Origin of the sequence: Kribbella sp. NPDC023972 (genome assembly GCF_040639075.1) — a bacterium.
In the GTDB taxonomy this organism is placed as follows: Bacteria; Actinomycetota; Actinomycetes; order Propionibacteriales; family Kribbellaceae; genus Kribbella.
In genome coordinates this window covers 301,330-316,375 of the sequence record NZ_JBEZZH010000006.1, presented here as the reverse complement: position 1 = coordinate 316,375, position 15,046 = coordinate 301,330, and the positions used below count along the sequence as shown (strand labels likewise).

Below are 15,046 nucleotides of genomic sequence, written 5' to 3'. Positions count from 1 at the left end.
TGGGGTGGCGGCCCCACTCGTCACCCCACTGACTGCAGTACAGCGGGCCGGTACGCGGCGGGTCGATGGTCCGGTTGGAACCATTTCAAAGGGTGTCGGTTCCGCCTGTACCTGAGGCTGCGGCGCCTGTGGTGCGGGCGCGGGTGCCGTCAGGTTGCAGAACGGGTGTTATTTCTGCCCAAGGCCGCAGCCCGGGTGGGAGGGTTGCTTATAGTGCAGACGTCGTCACACGGGGGTGGCATAGATGCTCGAGCAGCCGACAGAACTGCCTGTGGGATGGCTGGAGGTGGCTCCGGACGCCATCGTCGGCGTCACGTCCGACGGCCTCATTGTTCTGGCGAACGCACGCGTGGAGACGTTGTTCGGATATACCCGCGAGGAGTTGATCGGTCAGCCGGTGGAGATCCTGGTTCCGGAGGGCGCACGCCCGCTGCACCCGGTGAAACGGGCTCGGTACGCCGTCGATCCGCGGCCGCGGCTGATGGACGGGAGCTCCGAGCTCACGGCCCGCCGTAAGGACGGCACCCAGTTCCCTGCCGAGATCTCGCTGTCGCCGATCGCGACCGAGAATGGGACGATCACCTTCGCCGCGATTCGCGACGTCACCGAGCGGCGCGAACTGCAGGCCGAGCGCGAGGCACTCAGGGCCCAGGCGGATCGGGAGCAGGCGGAGAACCGGTCGCACCAGTCGCAACGACTGGAAAGCCTGGGCCAGCTCGCCGGCGGGGTGGCACACGACTTCAACAACCTTCTCTCCGTGATCCTCAACTACGCCTCGTTCGTCGAGGAGGAGATCAAGGCCGTGAGCGGTACAGACCAGGGGCGGTGGGATGCGGCCTTGAAGGATCTCCGGCAGATCCAGGGCGCCGCCGAACGCGGTGCCGGGCTGACCCATCAACTGCTCACCTTCGGCCGCCGGGAGGTGGTCAGGCCCCGGGTTCTCTCACTCAACGCGGTCGTGACCAACGTGAAGCAACTGCTCCAGCGGACCCTGAACGAGCAGATCGACCTGGTCGCCGAGCTGGCGCAGGATCTGTGGCCGGTGATGGCCGATCCCGGCCAGATCGAGCAGGTCCTGGTCAACCTCGCGGTCAACGCCCGGGACGCGATGCCGAACGGTGGGGTACTGCGGATCGACACCGCCAATGTCGTCGTGGACCAGGCCTATACGGCCAGCCATCACGGACTCAGCCCGGGCCAGTACGTCCGGCTCCGGCTGAGCGACACCGGCAGTGGCATGGCGGAGGAGGTGATCGAGCACGCCTTCGAACCGTTCTTCACCACCAAACCGAAGGGCGAGGGCTCGGGGCTCGGGCTGGCGACGGTCTACGGGATCATCATGCGGATGGACGGGTTCGTGAAGATCATGTCCCGGCCAGGGGAAGGCAGCACCTTCTTCATACTGATCCCGGCCACGGTGGTCTCGACGGACGATGTGGGGGCCGCAGAACATGAGCCGCCGGCCCAGTCTGCCGGCCGATCCTCCGGCGGGGGCGAGACCATCCTCGTGATCGAGGACGAGGACGCCATGCGTGAGGTCACCCGCCGCGTGCTCACACGGAAGAGATACCGGGTACTGACCGCACCCGATGGTGTCACCGCGCTGGAGTTGCTGAGCACGACCGACGAACCGATCCAGTTGCTGCTCACCGACGTCGTCATGCCGCGCATGCTGGGCCAAGACGTGGCGGACAAGATCTCTGTACTGCGGCCCGGCGTACGCGTGCTCTACATGTCGGGCTATGCCCAGCCAATGCTGACCTCGCAAGGGACCATGAAGCCGGGCGTCGCCCTGATCGAGAAACCGTTCACACAGACGGAGTTGCTCAAGATGGTCCGCGCCGTTCTGGACGCGCCTGGCCCAGCGGCGAACTGACTACCTGGGTGCCGGTCCCGTTGTCGTCGAGGGCCGCCCGGATCGACTCGGCCAGCTGAGCTGGGGTGAACGGCTTCTCGAGAAAGCTTGCCTCCGGACCCACCAGTCCCTTGCCGATCGCGAGCTCCTTCGGCAATCCGGAGACGTAGACCACGCTCAGGTTCGGGTAGCGGCCGGTCAGTTGTTCTGCCAACGTGGAAGCGCTGGTGTCTCCGGGCATCCACACATCGGTGAGCAACAACTGATCGGACCGTCGACAGCCTGCGCGGCACGCAGGGCGGCCCGGGCGTCGGAGGCAGCGAGAACCGAGTAGCCGCACTGGGTGACGATTCGCCTGATCGCCTCGCGGATGTCCTCGTCGTCGTCGACGACGAGCACGACGTCCGCTGCGGCCATAAACCTTCTCCTGATCCATGGAGCTGCTACAGGACCATCCAGCGCCGAACTCTCACTCAAGGTAAGCGAATCACGACTCATAGCTGATGTCTCGACTATAGTGAAGGGTCGGCCTGTGGTGTACTCGAAGCTGCCGCACCCCGACGCAAGTGGACAGGCGAGACAGATGGCAACAACGGGGTTCGACATCGGCGCAGGCGGTCAGACTGTCTCGACGCGGCCCGATCTGCAGACCGTGCTCGCTCTGCTGGGCCCGGCCATGGCCATCCGCAGCAGGGATGACGCCCCCGGGGTGGTCGCTCGGTTGGCGGAGGTGCCCAGCATCAGCTCCGCGCGACTCGACGCAGCTTCGGCCGGCCAGCCTTCACCCGAAGCGACCGACCTGGTGTGGGTGATCGGAGCTGGTCGCGACGGGCAACTGCTCTCGGTCCGTACGACTGGCGCGGCGACCGACGACGCGTTGGTGGCAGCACTCGACGCATTCGCGGGCGTTCTCGCCGAGCGGGTGAGGCATCTCGACGGTCCGGCGTCTGACAACGACTTCGTCACCGCCGTGTGCCATGCGTTGCGGGGCTCGCTGACGTCGTTGATCGTCTTCTCCGGCTTCCTGACCGACGCCGAGGACGAACTGACCGAGGAAAATCGCCAGTTCGCTGAGATCATCCGGCGTACCGGCGATCGCATGCTCGCCGTCATCGACGAGTTGGCTCTCATCGCTCGGTTGGAGTCAGGGGAATTGCCGTTGGATCTGGCGCTCGTCTCTGTCCCTGAGCTGGTGCGGACTGTCGTCGCGGAGCAGCAACCCCACGCCCGGTCCGCGGCGGTCGCCCTGCGCGGCGAGGATGTCGACGGACCGCGTATCAGCTGTGATCGGGTCCGCCTGCACCAGTTGCTGACCAGTCTCGTCGTCAACCGGCTCGAGGTCGCCACGCCAGGCGGCGCCGTGGTACTCCGAGCCGTGCCGGGGCCCACCGGGTGCGAGATCGAGGTCACCGCTTCCGGCCCCGGATATCCGGAGGGTGAGCTGGACCAGCTCTTCACCGCCTTCCACCAGACATCCAGCCGGCCGCGACCCGGTACATCCGCGACTGGGCTCGGGCTGGCGCTGAGCCGGGCGATCGCCCAAACTCACGGGGGCACCATCCGAGCCGCCAACACCGTTGGAGGCACCACGATCAGCGTTTGGCTTCCCTGGCGGCGACCGGGTGAGCGGTGATGAGCCGCGTCCTGGTGATCGAGGACGACGCCGACGTCGGACTGGCGCTCGGTGTACTTCTTCGCCGGTCAGGTTATGAGGTCGACCATGTCGAGGACGGGCGGGCGGGTCTGCGGGCCGTGCACTCCCTGCGCCCTGATCTCTTGGTGCTGGACATCGGGCTGCGGGGCATGGACGGCTGGCAGATTCTCGAGCGGGTCCGGGACATCAGCGACCTGCCGATCCTGATCCTCAGTGGACATGGCCAGGAGGCGGACAAGGTCCGCGGACTGCGGGCAGGAGCAGACGACTACCTCACCAAGCCGTTCGGCAGCAACGAACTGGTGGCGCGGCTGGAGGCGTTGCTGCGCCGGACGGCGCCGCCGACCTGGGCGGTCGAGGTCTACGACGATGGCCGGCTGCGGATCGATCCGCAGCGGCGATCGGTGCGACTGGACGGTCTGGACGTGCGACTGACGCCGACAGAGTTCCGCCTGCTGGCCGTCCTGGTCCGGCATCGGGGCTCGATCTTGAACCCGACCCAGTTGCTTGCCCAGGTGTGGGACGACCCCAGCGGCCTCGGCCTGGAACGGGTGAAGTTCGCCGTTCTTCGGCTCCGCCGAAAGCTCGAATCGCAGGACTCGACGGGCGCGCAGATCGAGTCCGTTCGAGGCTTCGGCTACCGCTTCCGCGGCTCGGCGTGACAGCAACCAGGCGCATCAGTCCGCCGAAGAGCCAGGAACTCTGGCTGGGTGTTTCGCGAGAGCGACGTCGATGATGTCGGCGCGCGGGGACAGGGATGCGACCTGGTCGAGTGGGACCCACTGGGCATAGGCGGTGGTGCCGTTCAATTCGGTGGTGCCTAGGGATCCGCCTGTGATGGTGGCTGCGAAGACCACTCTCACGGCCTTGTAGGGGCGGCGGCTGCGACGGGTGTGGGGTTCGGTCGAGGTGTGTACGGCGATGGGGGCTCCGACGTCGACCGTGTAGCCGGTCTCCTCGAATACCTCACGTACGACGGCCTGTTGCGGCGATTCGTCGTACTCCACACCGCCGCCGGGCATGGTCCAGCAGGCTCGTGCATGCTGACCGCCGACGTACCACGTCAGCAGCATTCGGTCCGCGTCGTCGACAATCAGCGCGTACGCCGCCAGCCGGGTGTCGTAGTCGGTGAACTGCACCGCCTGAGGATAGCGACCGGGTTGGTCAGGCTCGGCAGGACAACGGACCGCTTGTCCACTGACACCGAATCATTCCTTGACACGAATATTCGTTTGGGTGAATAGTTGAGGCATGGATGAAGTGCTCAGTGCTTTGGCGGATCCGGCTCGGTGGCGGCTGGTGGGGTTGTTGGCGGAGCGTCCGCGGTCGGTCGGGGTGCTGGCGCAGTTGGCGGAGGCTCGGCAGCCGCAGACAACCAAGCATTTGCAGACGCTCGAGCGGGCCGGCATCGTCACCTCGCAGCGGACCGGGCAGCGGCGGATCTACGCGTTGCAGCCCACTCCCCTGCGGGATTTGGCGGCCGCGCTCAATCGGCTCGCGGATACGGCGGACGAAGCAGGCGGCGCGCGGGAGATCTTCGACCGCCACGGGCTGAGTCTGGACGCGGAGCGGCTTGCTGCGGAGCGGACGGGGTGGGCTGATGGGCGTTTGTTCACATTCCATCGGTCGCTGACGGGAAGTCCCGAGTTTGTCTGGCGTCACCTCACCGAGGCGTCACTGCTGGCGCGATGGTGGACGCCGGATGATCTGCGCGTCTCCGAGCTCGTCTTCGAGGCCCGCCCGGGTGGGCGGATCGTCCTGGAGTACCGCGATGTCGAGGACGTCGACGACACCGATCTGGTTGCCGGACGCGGGGTCGGAGCGGTCGACGACGTACGCGAAGGGGAACGCCTCGCCTACCACCTCTCCCCTGCGTTGCCCGACGGCAGCACCGCCTTCACTTCGCACGTCGACCTCACTCTCCGGCCCACCGGCGCCGGCACCGACCTCGACGTGCAGTACCGCATCACCGACAGCACGGTCGACTCCGCGGACTTCATCGCAGGAATCGAGATCGGCTTCGGCCAGAGCCTCGACAAACTCGCGGCGATCCTCGCCACAGCAGCCGACCGGCCCGCAGGTGACAGCGAAGCCGACATCAGCACCGCAACCGACAGCACGGCGGACCGCAACGCCGCCACCACGAACTCGAGGAGTACGAAATGACCGAGCAGACTGGCAGCCGCAGGGTCGTCACCAGCATGAACCTGTCCCTCGACGGCCACTACGACGCACCGGGCGCCCCGACGGACATGCGTTGGGTCCTGCCGTACGCCGTGACCGACGTCGCGCGTGACCACATGGTCAGCCTGTTCCAGCCGGCCACGACAGCGCTGCTCGGCCGGGTCAACGCCGAGGGGTTCCTCGGTTTCTGGCCGACCATCATCGGCGCTGAGGGCGTCGACCCGCGGGACGAGGCCTTCGCGAAGTGGCTCGTCGCCACCGACAAGGTCGTCCTGTCCTCCACTCTGACCGAAGCTCCGTGGGAGCGTACGTCGATTGTCGACAATCCGACCGCAGACGTGGTGGATGAGCTCAAGAAGCAGGAGGGAGGTGACATCGTCGTGTTCTCCAGCGCGAGCGTCATCAAGGCGCTGCTGGCCGCCGACAAGGTCGACCGGCTGGCCCTGATGATCTTCCCGGTCTTCCTGGGCGGTGGCCCACGCCTCTTCGGCGACGGCCTGCCCGCCGGCCAATGGGAACTGGTCAGCCAGACCGCCGGCGACCAGGGCACCCTGGCCCTCGTCTACGACCGAGTCCGCTAACTGCCTGCGCAGCCGGTGGTCGATAAGACAGATCTCGAGTACGAGCGCGACGACCGGGTCCGCTGATCGCCCGCAGTTGCACGACCGCGTCCCCGGACAGGCCGCCCAGGCGTGGGCGCGACGCGGCAGGCGGGAGGGCCCGCGTCAGGCCGGGCCGAGGACGCAGAACTCGTTGCCTTCCGGGTCGGCCAGAACCTTCCACGGGACGTCGCCCTGGCCGACGTCGGCGGGCGTCGCGCCGAGGGCCTCGAGCCGGGCTACCCCCGCCGCTTGACCATCACTGTCAAAAGGGTAGGGCGCCAGGTCGAGATGGAGGCGGTGCCGCCGGTCTTTCAGGTGGGGCGTGCGGAGGAACTCCAGGTACGGGCCGACACCCTTGGCGGAGCGCAGCACCGCGTGATCGTCGGTCACCTCGTGCACGGTCCAGTCCATCGCCTCGCCCCAGAACCGGGCCATGGCCCGCGGATCCGCGCAGTCGACCACCACCGCGGCAATCGGCCCGGTGTCCCGGTAGATCTGCCGAGGCTGCAGGACGCAGAACACGTTGCCCTCCGGGCCGGCCAGAACTGTCCGCGCGGGGTCGCCTTGGCCCACCTCGGCGGGCGTCGCGCCGAGCTCCTTCAGGCGCACGACCAACTCCGCGTGATGGGCCGCAGAGGTGGTGGCGAGTTCGAGGTGCGCGCGGTCGTTCACCGTTTCGGGGTCCGGGACGGCGATGACTTCGACGCGGACGGCGGCGGGGTCCGGCCAGGCGGAACCCACGGGCTTGACGCTGGTCGCTCCGGGTTCCTCGCTGGAGACGCTCCAGCCGAGCGCCTCCGCCCAGAACCGGCCCAGCGCGGAGTCATCCCGGGCTTTGAAATTCACCTCGAAGAGTTGCAGCGCCATGCCGCCGAACCCTATCTCCATGGGGATGGACTGACAGCCGCGGTCGCCGACTTCGCCGCCGTTCGGCCCCCGGCCGCGTCAGTCCAGGCAGAACTCGTTGCCTTCGGGGTCGGTCATGGTGATGGTTCCGAGCTCCAGCGGAGGTGCGGGATCGAAGCGCCGTACTCGGGTCGCTCCCAGAGCCACGAGGCGTTCGCACTCGGCCTCCAGCGCCGCCATCCGTTCGGCTCCTTCGAGTCCGGGAGCCGCGCGGACGTCGAGGTGGACGCGGTTCTTGGCGACTTTGTCCTCCGGCACCTGCTGGAAGAACAGCCGGGGACCCTCGCCATCCGGGTCTTCGAGAGCCGATCGCGTGTTGCGCTGTTCCTCCGGTACGCCGACCCGCGCGAGGAACTCCTCCCACGCGGCCAGCGGATCGGCGCCCTCGGGCAGCTCGACTCCGGGCGGGCCGGGGTGGACGTAACCCAGGACGTCGCGCCAGAACATCGACAGCGCCCGAGGATCGTGGGCGTCGAAAGTGACCTGGAATGCGCGGCTCATCGGATGCTCCATTCGTATCGGTTGTGGTGAAGCCACTCTGACACGGCTAGCGGACAGGATCGGTCCGCTATCTCTGGCAGAGTTGGTGACATGGACACGGCAGGCGGCGACGAGCGGGGTACGACGGAACGAGTGCTCACCCTGCTCGGACTCCTGCAACAACGCCAGGTCTGGACCGGCACCGAGCTAGCCGAGCGGCTCGGTGTGACGCCGCGGACCGTACGGCGTGATATCGAGCGACTGCGGACACTCGGCTATCAGGTACACGCGAGCCAGGGTGTCGGCGGCGGCTACCAGCTGGGCCACGGGCAGGACCTGCCGCCGCTGCTCCTCGACGACGAGGAAGCGATCGCCACAGCCGTATCGCTGCTCGCAGGTGCGGGCGGCGCGGTCGTGGGCGCCGGCGACGCCGCGGTCCGGGCGCTGACCAAGCTCGATCGGGTGCTGCCGACGAGACTGCGGCGCGAGGTACGGGCGCTCTCAGGCTCGGTGGAGTCCTTCGGCGGCGGCCGTACGCCAGTGGACCCTGAGGTGATCATGACACTGGCCAGGGCCTGCCGCGACGAGGTCGTGACTGGCTTCGACTACCCGTCCAGGGGTGAGGTACGTCGGCGTCGGATCGAGCCGTACCGTCTGGTCGCGTCCGACCGGCGTTGGTACGTGTTCGCGTATGACCTTGAACGCGAGGACTGGCGCAGCTTCCGCGTCGACCGGATGACGGACGTGTCCGCCGGGACCTGGCGTTTCCGTCCCCGCGCGGCACCCGACGCGGCGACGTACGTGCAAGAGAGTGTGGCGAGCCGGGTCTACCCACACCAGGCCCGCTTCCTCGTCCACGCGGCGGCCGACGCCGTACGCGCACAGATCCCGGCGTCGGCAGCCGTCGTACTACCGCGAGGCGCGAGGCACTGCGAAGTCCGCAGCGGCGCCGGCAGCCTCGACTTCGTCCTCCTGCACGTGGTCCTCCTCGGCCACGATTTCGAGGTCCTGGACCCGCCGGAGCTCAAGGACCGCTGTCGCGCGCTGGCGGACAGACTGGTGTCGGCGGCGAAAAGCTAGGCGGCGTGATGGCGGCGTGCCAGGCCCCCGGTCTGGCTCCAGTGAGGCGCCGGGGGCCCGCGTGGTACTGGCCGACGATGACCTGATCAACGCTCCCCCGGCGCGTTCACAGGTCTCAGGCGACGTACGCCGCGAGGTGTTCGCCGGTCAGGGTGGACTTTTTGGCCACCAGGTCGGCGGGGGTGCCTTCGAAGACCACCCGTCCGCCGTCGTGGCCGGCACCAGGGCCGAGGTCGATGATCCAGTCGGCGTGGGCCATCACGGCCTGGTGGTGCTCGATGACGATGACCGACTTGCCGGAGTCGACCAGCCGGTCGAGCAGGCCGAGCAGTTGCTCGACGTCGGCCAGGTGCAGACCGGTGGTCGGCTCGTCGAGGATGTAGACGTCACCCTTGTCGCCCATCTGCGTGGCGAGCTTGAGCCGCTGCCGTTCGCCACCGGACAGCGTGGTGAGTGGCTGGCCCAGTGTCAGGTAGCCGAGCCCGACGTCGGCCATCCGGTCCAGGATCTTGTGCGCTGCCGGCGTACGTGCGTCACCGTCCTCGAAGAACTCCGCGGCCTCGGTCACGGGCATCGCGAGTACTTCGGCGATGTTCCGGCCGCCCAGCGTGTACTCGAGCACCGACGCCTGGAACCGCTTGCCCTCGCACTCCTCACAGGTGGACTCGACGGTCGCCATCACGCCCAGCTCGGTGTAGATGATGCCGGCGCCGTTGCAGGTCGGGCAGGCACCTTCGGAGTTCGAGCTGAACAGCGCCGGCTTCACCCCGTTGGCCTTGGCGAACGCCTTGCGGATCGGTTCGAGTGCGCCGGTGTACGTCGCCGGGTTGCTCCGGCGCGAGCCCCGGATCGCACCCTGGTCGATCACCACGACGCCCTCGCGGCCGGCGACCGAGCCGTGGATCAGCGAGCTCTTGCCGGAGCCGGCCACGCCGGTGACCACGCAGAGCATGCCCAGCGGGATGTCGACGTCGACGTTGCGCAGGTTGTTCGTCGACGCGCCGCGGATCTCCAGCGCGCCGGTGGACGAGCGGACCGATTCCTTGAGCTTCGCCCGGTCGTCGAGGTGGTGGCCGGTCGTGGTGTCACTCGACCGTAGGCCTTCCACGGTCCCCTCGTAGCAGACGGTGCCGCCGGCCGAGCCCGCGCCGGGACCGAGGTCGACGACGTGGTCACCGATGGCGATCGTCTCCGGCTTGTGCTCGACGACGAGCACGGTGTTGCCCTTGTCGCGCAGCTGCAGCAGCAGCTTGTTCATCCGCTCGATGTCGTGCGGGTGCAGGCCGATCGTCGGCTCGTCGAAGACGTACGTGACGTCGGTGAGCGACGAACCGAGGTGACGGATCATCTTCGTCCGCTGCGCCTCACCCCCGGACAGCGTGCTCGCCGGCCGGTCGAGGGACAGGTACCCGAGCCCGATCTCGGCGAACGCGTCGAGCAGGTGTTGCAGACCGGTCAGCAACGGAGCCACCGACGGCTCGTCGAGGCCGCGGATCCAGTCGGCCAGGTCGCTGATCTGCATCTTGCACAGGTCGGCGATGTTCTTGCCCTTGATCTTCGATGCCAGGGCCTCCTGGCTGAGGCGGGTGCCGTCGCAATCCGGGCAGGTCGTGAACGTCACGGCCCGCTCGACGAAGGCGCGGATGTGCGGCTGCATCGCCTCGACGTCCTTGGACAGGAACGACTTCTGGATCTGCGGGATCAGGCCCGAGTAGGTCAGGTTGATGCCCTCGACCTTGATCTTCGTCGGCTCCCGGTAGAGCAGGTCGTGCAGTTCCTTCTTGGTGTACTTCTTGATCGGCTTGTCCGGGTTGAAGTAGCCGCAGCCGCGGTAGATCCGGCCGTACCAGCCGTCCATGCTGTAGCCGGGGATTGTCAGCGCGCCCTCGTTCAGCGACTTGGTCTCGTCGTACAGGGCGGTCAGGTCGAAGTCGTTGACCGAGCCCATGCCTTCGCACTTCGGGCACATGCCGCCGTGGTAGACGGCGTTGCGCACCACGGTCTTCTCGCCGGCGCCCTTGTCGGCGACCATCGAGCCGGTCGCCGTCCGCTTCGGGACGTTGAAGGAGTACGCCGTCGGCGGCCCGACATGCGGCTTGCCGAGCCGACTGAACAGGATCCGCAGCATCGCGTTCGCGTCGGTGGCGGTGCCGACCGTCGAGCGCGGGTTCGCGCCCATCCGCTCCTGGTCCACGATGATCGCCGTCGTCAGGCCGTCCAGCAGGTCGACCTCGGGACGGGACAGGTTCGGCATGAAGCCCTGCAGGAACGCGCTGTAGGTCTCGTTGATCAGCCGCTGCGACTCCGCGGCGATGGTGCCGAACACCAGCGAGCTCTTGCCCGAGCCCGAGACCCCGGTGAACACCGTGAGCCGGCGCTTCGGGATCTCGATGCTGACGTCTTTGAGGTTGTTCTCGCGCGCGCCCTGGACCCGGATCAGGTCGTGGCTGTCGGCGGCGTACCGCGCGGAAGACGACGTCGTCTTCCTCGTGGCCTTGGTCATCGTGGTCTCCATCGGGTCTCAGGCGGGGACCGCGTGTGTGGCCCCCAGTGGCGTCGCGTGGCTCGATTCAACCAGCTTCACGCCGATTTCTACGTTCGTTGAGGCATGGCTGTGGACAAGTGCGGCCCCGAACTGAGACGCGGGGTAGTCGCGCCTCAGCTTGGTCAGGGGCCGTCAGCCGGCTTGGGCGATACGGACCATGTTGCCGGCGGGATCACGGAACGCGCAGTCGCGGACGCCGTACGGCTGGTCGGTCGGCTCCTGGACCACTTCCGCGTTGGTCGCCTCGATCTTGGCGAAGGTGGCGTCGAGGTCGGGGGTGGCCAGGTTGATGCTGGCATAGGTGCCCTTGGCCATCATCTCGGTGATCGTACGGCGCTCGTCGTCGGTGAGCCCGGGGGTGGCCTCCGGCGGGTACAGCACGATGCCCACCGGCTGGCCGACCGGGCCGACGGTGATCCAGCGCATCCCCTCGTACCCGACGTCGTTGCGGACCTCGAAGCCGAGGACGTCGCGGTAGAACGCGATGGCCGCGTCCGGATCGGTGTGTGGCAGGTAGGTCTGCTGAATTCTGATGTCCATGACGGTCACGCTAGTCGGCGGCCGCCGGCCGGCGCTTCTCGATTCCTGATCGGTCTGGTGACCTGTTTGGCCAGGCACGCCGGGATCCCCGCGATCGAGCGCGCTTCCTCCTGCTCCCGGTAGACGCTGGGCGGTACGCCGACCAGCTCGGTGAACCGGGTGCTGAAGGTGCCGAGCGACGAGCACCCGACCGCGAAACACACCTCGGTGACACTCAGCTCGCCGATCCGCAGCAGCGCCATCGCGCGCTCGATCCGTCGCGTCATCAGGTAGCTGTACGGCGCCTCGCCGTACGCGAGCTTGAACTGCCGGCTGAGGTGCCCGGCCGACATGTTCACCCCACGAGCCAGCGCCTCGACATCCAGCGGCTGCGCGTACTCCCGGTCGATCCGATCCTTGACCCGCCGCAGCAACGCCAGATCCCGCACATCCTTCACCCCAGCCACCCCCGAATCATGCCACGCCCATCCCGATCACACCTCCGATCACCCTCCGCAACCGATCAGCTTCAGGTAGGAATGACCCGCGCACTTATCAGCCGGGATTGGAGGGGCGCGCCTACCCGCCGTACTTCGCGCCCCAGTTCAGGTAGGCGACGTTGGCCAGGAGCCAGCCGAAGCCGATGGCTTGTTGGCCGTCCTTTTCGGGGGTGGGTTGGTAGCGGTTGTAGAGGGCGAGGCAGTGATGGTGGATGGCGGGGTCCCAGGGGGTTGCCTGCATCCAGCGGGGGGCCTGGTGGGCCACGGAGGCGGCGCCGAGCGTGGTGCCGGCCACGGTGGTGCGGATGGCGGGCAGGCCGTTGGCGTCGGTGGTGGCGACGTTCTGGGTGTAGGTCCTGGCGAGCCGGGCCATGTCCGCGCCGGTGAACCCGAGCCGGGCCCGGAAGGCGCGTACGGCGAACTCGACGTCGATCGCCCCGTGGCTGATGTCCTCGAACTGCCGGGCCGGCCCACCAGCAGGCGTGAAGATCGACACATCAGTCGCCGGCGACCCCGTCTTCGTGAATCCCTCGAAGATGCGCCCGCCCATCGGCCAGTAGCGCCACTGGTACGCGTCACCACTGTCCACCGCCAGCTGGCCGGCGAACATCTTCGCCAGCGCGGCCACCTTCCGCCGATACTCGCGATCGCCGGTCGCCAGCCCGAGCTCGACCAGGGTCTGCCCGAGTCCGAGTGACTGATTGATCGGCTGCTCGCATCCGTCGTACGCGAGCGGCTGTTCCTTCGGCCAGATGAAGTATCCGCCGCCCGCCGAGGTCTCGCGATATTCCCAGTCGTGTACGGCGACCGCCTCGTGGCACGCGGTGAGGTACTCGGCCGCCTTCGCCCGATACCGTCGCCGCAGCACCGCCGAGCCGCGGACAAGCCGCACGAAACTCGCGATCGGATACGTGATCATCCCGGTGTGTACGGCGAAGATCACCGCCCTGGTGACCATCGGGAACTCCCCCGTCACCGGCATCAACGCCGCCTCGGACACATCGCGGGCAGTCAGCTGCAACGGTCCCGGCGCGGCCGCGTAGATCCTGCTCACCGCGTAATCCGGACTTGCCGGGTCCATCGAGAGATCGGTCAGTGTCACCGTCCGATTGACCTGCGTGTTCACCAGCCGGACCGTGAACGCGTCCGGCCTGCTTCCCGCGGTCACGGTCACTGTGGTGTCCTCGGCGTACGGCAATGCCTGCCGAAGCTCCAGCACCAGACGACCGTTGCTATCGGCAAGTGTCGTGTAGCCGGTGGTGTACGGGTGGTCGGCCCGCCAGGCGGGTAGCGACAGGCCGCGGTAGTCGGTGACGCCGCGCTCGCTGTCGCGGACCGAGAGGACCTGGTCGACGTTGTCGATCAACCGGTCGAGGTAGTACGTGTCCCGGTACGTCTCGTACATCCGGATCAGCCCGAGCAGCACGTAGGACTGACTCCACGCGAGCATCCCGGACCGGCCGTCGGCGTTGGTGTTGTCGTTCGGCTGGTCGGGCTGACCCGGTCCGCCTTGCTGGAACAGCCGGTCCCAGTCGTCGAACGTCTTGCGGGCGGTGTAGTCGATGTCCGCGGCGGCGAACGCCGGAGTGATGGAGAGGGCGGACGCGGCGACGACACCGCCGCTCACCTTGAGAAAGTCGCGACGGTTGAGGTTCATGGTGGGCGGCCTCCAGCTGGACGTGGGCGGTACGTGCTGCAGGGAGGCTCACATCGTCTCGCAGTCAGGGGGTTATGGCAGCTCGACCGAGATGTACGGCGACAGCGACCGCAGAAAGTCGGCGGCGTCGAACATCGCGCCGGCCGAGGCCACGCCCGTCGTCCGGGTTTGTCCCGCGAGCAACCGCCGTACCGCTTCGACCGCCAGCGGCGCGGTGACCGCGTAGATGTCCCGGCCGCGAGCGATCGCCCGCCGTTCGACGCCGTCGGCACGGACCACGACATCGACGACGAAAGTCTGGTCGGTGCTCCCCGGCTCGTCCCGCGCCGGCGTGTCCGGATTCGCCAGGTCGGTCGCGGCCTCGACACTCATGTACGTACGCACTTCCGGTACGGCGACATGGCTGGGAACAGTCACCACATCGGCCATGGTGAACTCGGCGATCACCTCTCGCGGACCATCCGGGAACTGCCACTTCTCCCGCGTCGGCTGGTCGTCGTGGTACTCGAGTCCGCCGTTCCTGAAACGCACCCGACGACCCGCGCGACGATCGTGCGACACGCGACCCGCGTCCCGCGTGCCCTGCGTGGGCTGCCAACTGCTCAAGCCGTAGGCGACATGCACCTCGTCCGCCGTCGTTCGCTCCCCCAGCGCCGCCGACACGAGCAGGTCGCCGAGCCCGCCGTAGAACGCCATCGCCGGCACCACAGGCGTCTGCGCCCCCGCATAGTCCGCGAACGTCGACACATTCGCCTCGATCTCGGCCGCGACATCGACGTACGGGATCCCGGCCCGCAACGCCGCCTCGATCACCGGGCCGGCGGTGGTCGCGAAGGGGCCGGCGCAGTTGATGACCGCCGCCGCTCCGGCGAGCGCACGGTCAAGACTGCCGGGGTCGTCCACCGTGGCCTGGCGGCCGTCTCCCTCCACTCGGCGGCCCGCCGCGATCGGAGTGAGACCGCGCTTGGCGAGTTCGGCGACGACAAAACGACCGGTGAGCCCGGTCGCTCCATAGACCACAACTGCAGACATTCCGTTTCCTTCCGCTCCTTGGTGTGACGAGT

General features: G+C 67.8%; 16 protein-coding genes. 6 read left to right on the top strand and 10 right to left on the bottom strand.

The window, feature by feature from the left end; translation table 11 throughout:
- Positions 1-244: 244 nt before the first annotated feature.
- Positions 245-1,876, top strand: coding sequence for a PAS domain S-box protein (locus AB0F43_RS24905; RefSeq protein WP_360481300.1), 1,632 nt, complete (start codon positions 245-247; stop codon positions 1,874-1,876).
- On the opposite strand, the gene AB0F43_RS24900 is transcribed toward AB0F43_RS24905, so the two are convergent.
- The gene (locus AB0F43_RS24900) at positions 1,827-2,069 is read right to left on the bottom strand and encodes a hypothetical protein (protein ID WP_360481297.1); all 243 of its coding nucleotides are present in this window, start codon (positions 2,067-2,069) and stop codon (positions 1,827-1,829) included. The two genes, AB0F43_RS24905 and AB0F43_RS24900, sit on opposite strands and share 50 nt — an antisense overlap.
- Positions 2,054-2,272, bottom strand: coding sequence for a hypothetical protein (locus AB0F43_RS24895; RefSeq protein ID WP_360481294.1), 219 nt, complete (start codon positions 2,270-2,272; stop codon positions 2,054-2,056). Before AB0F43_RS24895 ends, AB0F43_RS24900 begins: the two co-directional genes overlap by 16 nt.
- 166 nt (positions 2,273-2,438) lie before the next feature.
- Between AB0F43_RS24895 and AB0F43_RS24890 the strand changes: the two genes are divergently transcribed.
- Together AB0F43_RS24890 and AB0F43_RS24885 are read left to right on the top strand one after the other, a co-directional pair.
- Complete coding sequence (locus AB0F43_RS24890; RefSeq protein ID WP_360481291.1) at positions 2,439-3,488, top strand: HAMP domain-containing sensor histidine kinase; 1,050 nt, start codon at positions 2,439-2,441, stop codon at positions 3,486-3,488.
- The gene (locus tag AB0F43_RS24885) at positions 3,488-4,171 is read left to right on the top strand and encodes a response regulator transcription factor (RefSeq protein ID WP_360481288.1); all 684 of its coding nucleotides are present in this window, start codon (positions 3,488-3,490) and stop codon (positions 4,169-4,171) included. The genes AB0F43_RS24890 and AB0F43_RS24885 overlap by 1 nt, the downstream gene beginning before the upstream one ends.
- 15 nt (positions 4,172-4,186) lie before the next feature.
- Here the strand turns inward: AB0F43_RS24885 and AB0F43_RS24880 are convergent, their stop codons facing one another.
- Positions 4,187-4,648: an NUDIX domain-containing protein gene (locus AB0F43_RS24880; RefSeq protein ID WP_360481285.1), complete on the bottom strand. Its 462-nt coding sequence runs from the start codon at positions 4,646-4,648 to the stop codon at positions 4,187-4,189.
- Between the two features lie 112 nt (positions 4,649-4,760).
- Between AB0F43_RS24880 and AB0F43_RS24875 the strand changes: the two genes are divergently transcribed.
- Together AB0F43_RS24875 and AB0F43_RS24870 are read left to right on the top strand one after the other, a co-directional pair.
- The gene (locus AB0F43_RS24875; protein WP_360481282.1) at positions 4,761-5,675 is read left to right on the top strand and encodes a metalloregulator ArsR/SmtB family transcription factor; all 915 of its coding nucleotides are present in this window, start codon (positions 4,761-4,763) and stop codon (positions 5,673-5,675) included.
- The gene (locus AB0F43_RS24870; RefSeq protein ID WP_360481279.1) at positions 5,672-6,274 is read left to right on the top strand and encodes a dihydrofolate reductase family protein; all 603 of its coding nucleotides are present in this window, start codon (positions 5,672-5,674) and stop codon (positions 6,272-6,274) included. The genes AB0F43_RS24875 and AB0F43_RS24870 overlap by 4 nt, the downstream gene beginning before the upstream one ends.
- Before the next feature lie 144 nt (positions 6,275-6,418).
- Here the strand turns inward: AB0F43_RS24870 and AB0F43_RS24865 are convergent, their stop codons facing one another.
- Positions 6,419-7,162, bottom strand: coding sequence for a VOC family protein (locus AB0F43_RS24865; protein WP_360481276.1), 744 nt, complete (start codon positions 7,160-7,162; stop codon positions 6,419-6,421).
- A 78-nt stretch (positions 7,163-7,240) separates the two neighbouring features.
- A complete protein-coding gene (locus tag AB0F43_RS24860; RefSeq protein WP_360481273.1) occupies positions 7,241-7,702 on the bottom strand; it encodes a VOC family protein in 462 nt (153 codons plus the stop codon).
- Positions 7,703-7,792: 90 nt separating this feature from the next.
- Here AB0F43_RS24860 and AB0F43_RS24855 point away from each other — a divergent pair, with 90 nt between their 5' ends.
- The gene (locus AB0F43_RS24855; RefSeq protein WP_360481270.1) at positions 7,793-8,761 is read left to right on the top strand and encodes a YafY family protein; all 969 of its coding nucleotides are present in this window, start codon (positions 7,793-7,795) and stop codon (positions 8,759-8,761) included.
- 115 nt (positions 8,762-8,876) lie between these two features.
- Here the strand turns inward: AB0F43_RS24855 and AB0F43_RS24850 are convergent, their stop codons facing one another.
- From AB0F43_RS24850 to AB0F43_RS24830, 5 genes are all read right to left on the bottom strand, one after another.
- Positions 8,877-11,264 (bottom strand): excinuclease ABC subunit UvrA, encoded by a 2,388-nt coding sequence (locus AB0F43_RS24850; RefSeq protein WP_360481267.1) that lies wholly within the window; start codon positions 11,262-11,264, stop codon positions 8,877-8,879.
- Positions 11,265-11,438: 174 nt separating this feature from the next.
- Positions 11,439-11,846, bottom strand: a complete 408-nt coding sequence (locus AB0F43_RS24845; protein WP_360481265.1) for a VOC family protein — start codon at positions 11,844-11,846, stop codon at positions 11,439-11,441.
- 5 nt (positions 11,847-11,851) lie between these two features.
- Complete coding sequence (locus tag AB0F43_RS24840) at positions 11,852-12,292, bottom strand: helix-turn-helix transcriptional regulator (protein WP_360481264.1); 441 nt, start codon at positions 12,290-12,292, stop codon at positions 11,852-11,854.
- A 112-nt stretch (positions 12,293-12,404) separates the two neighbouring features.
- Positions 12,405-13,982 carry a twin-arginine translocation signal domain-containing protein gene (locus AB0F43_RS24835; RefSeq protein WP_360481261.1) on the bottom strand — a complete coding sequence of 526 codons (1,578 nt, stop codon included), beginning with the start codon at positions 13,980-13,982 and terminating at the stop codon, positions 12,405-12,407.
- Positions 13,983-14,054: 72 nt separating this feature from the next.
- Positions 14,055-15,014, bottom strand: coding sequence for a saccharopine dehydrogenase NADP-binding domain-containing protein (locus tag AB0F43_RS24830; RefSeq protein ID WP_360481259.1), 960 nt, complete (start codon positions 15,012-15,014; stop codon positions 14,055-14,057).
- Positions 15,015-15,046 lie beyond the last annotated feature (32 nt).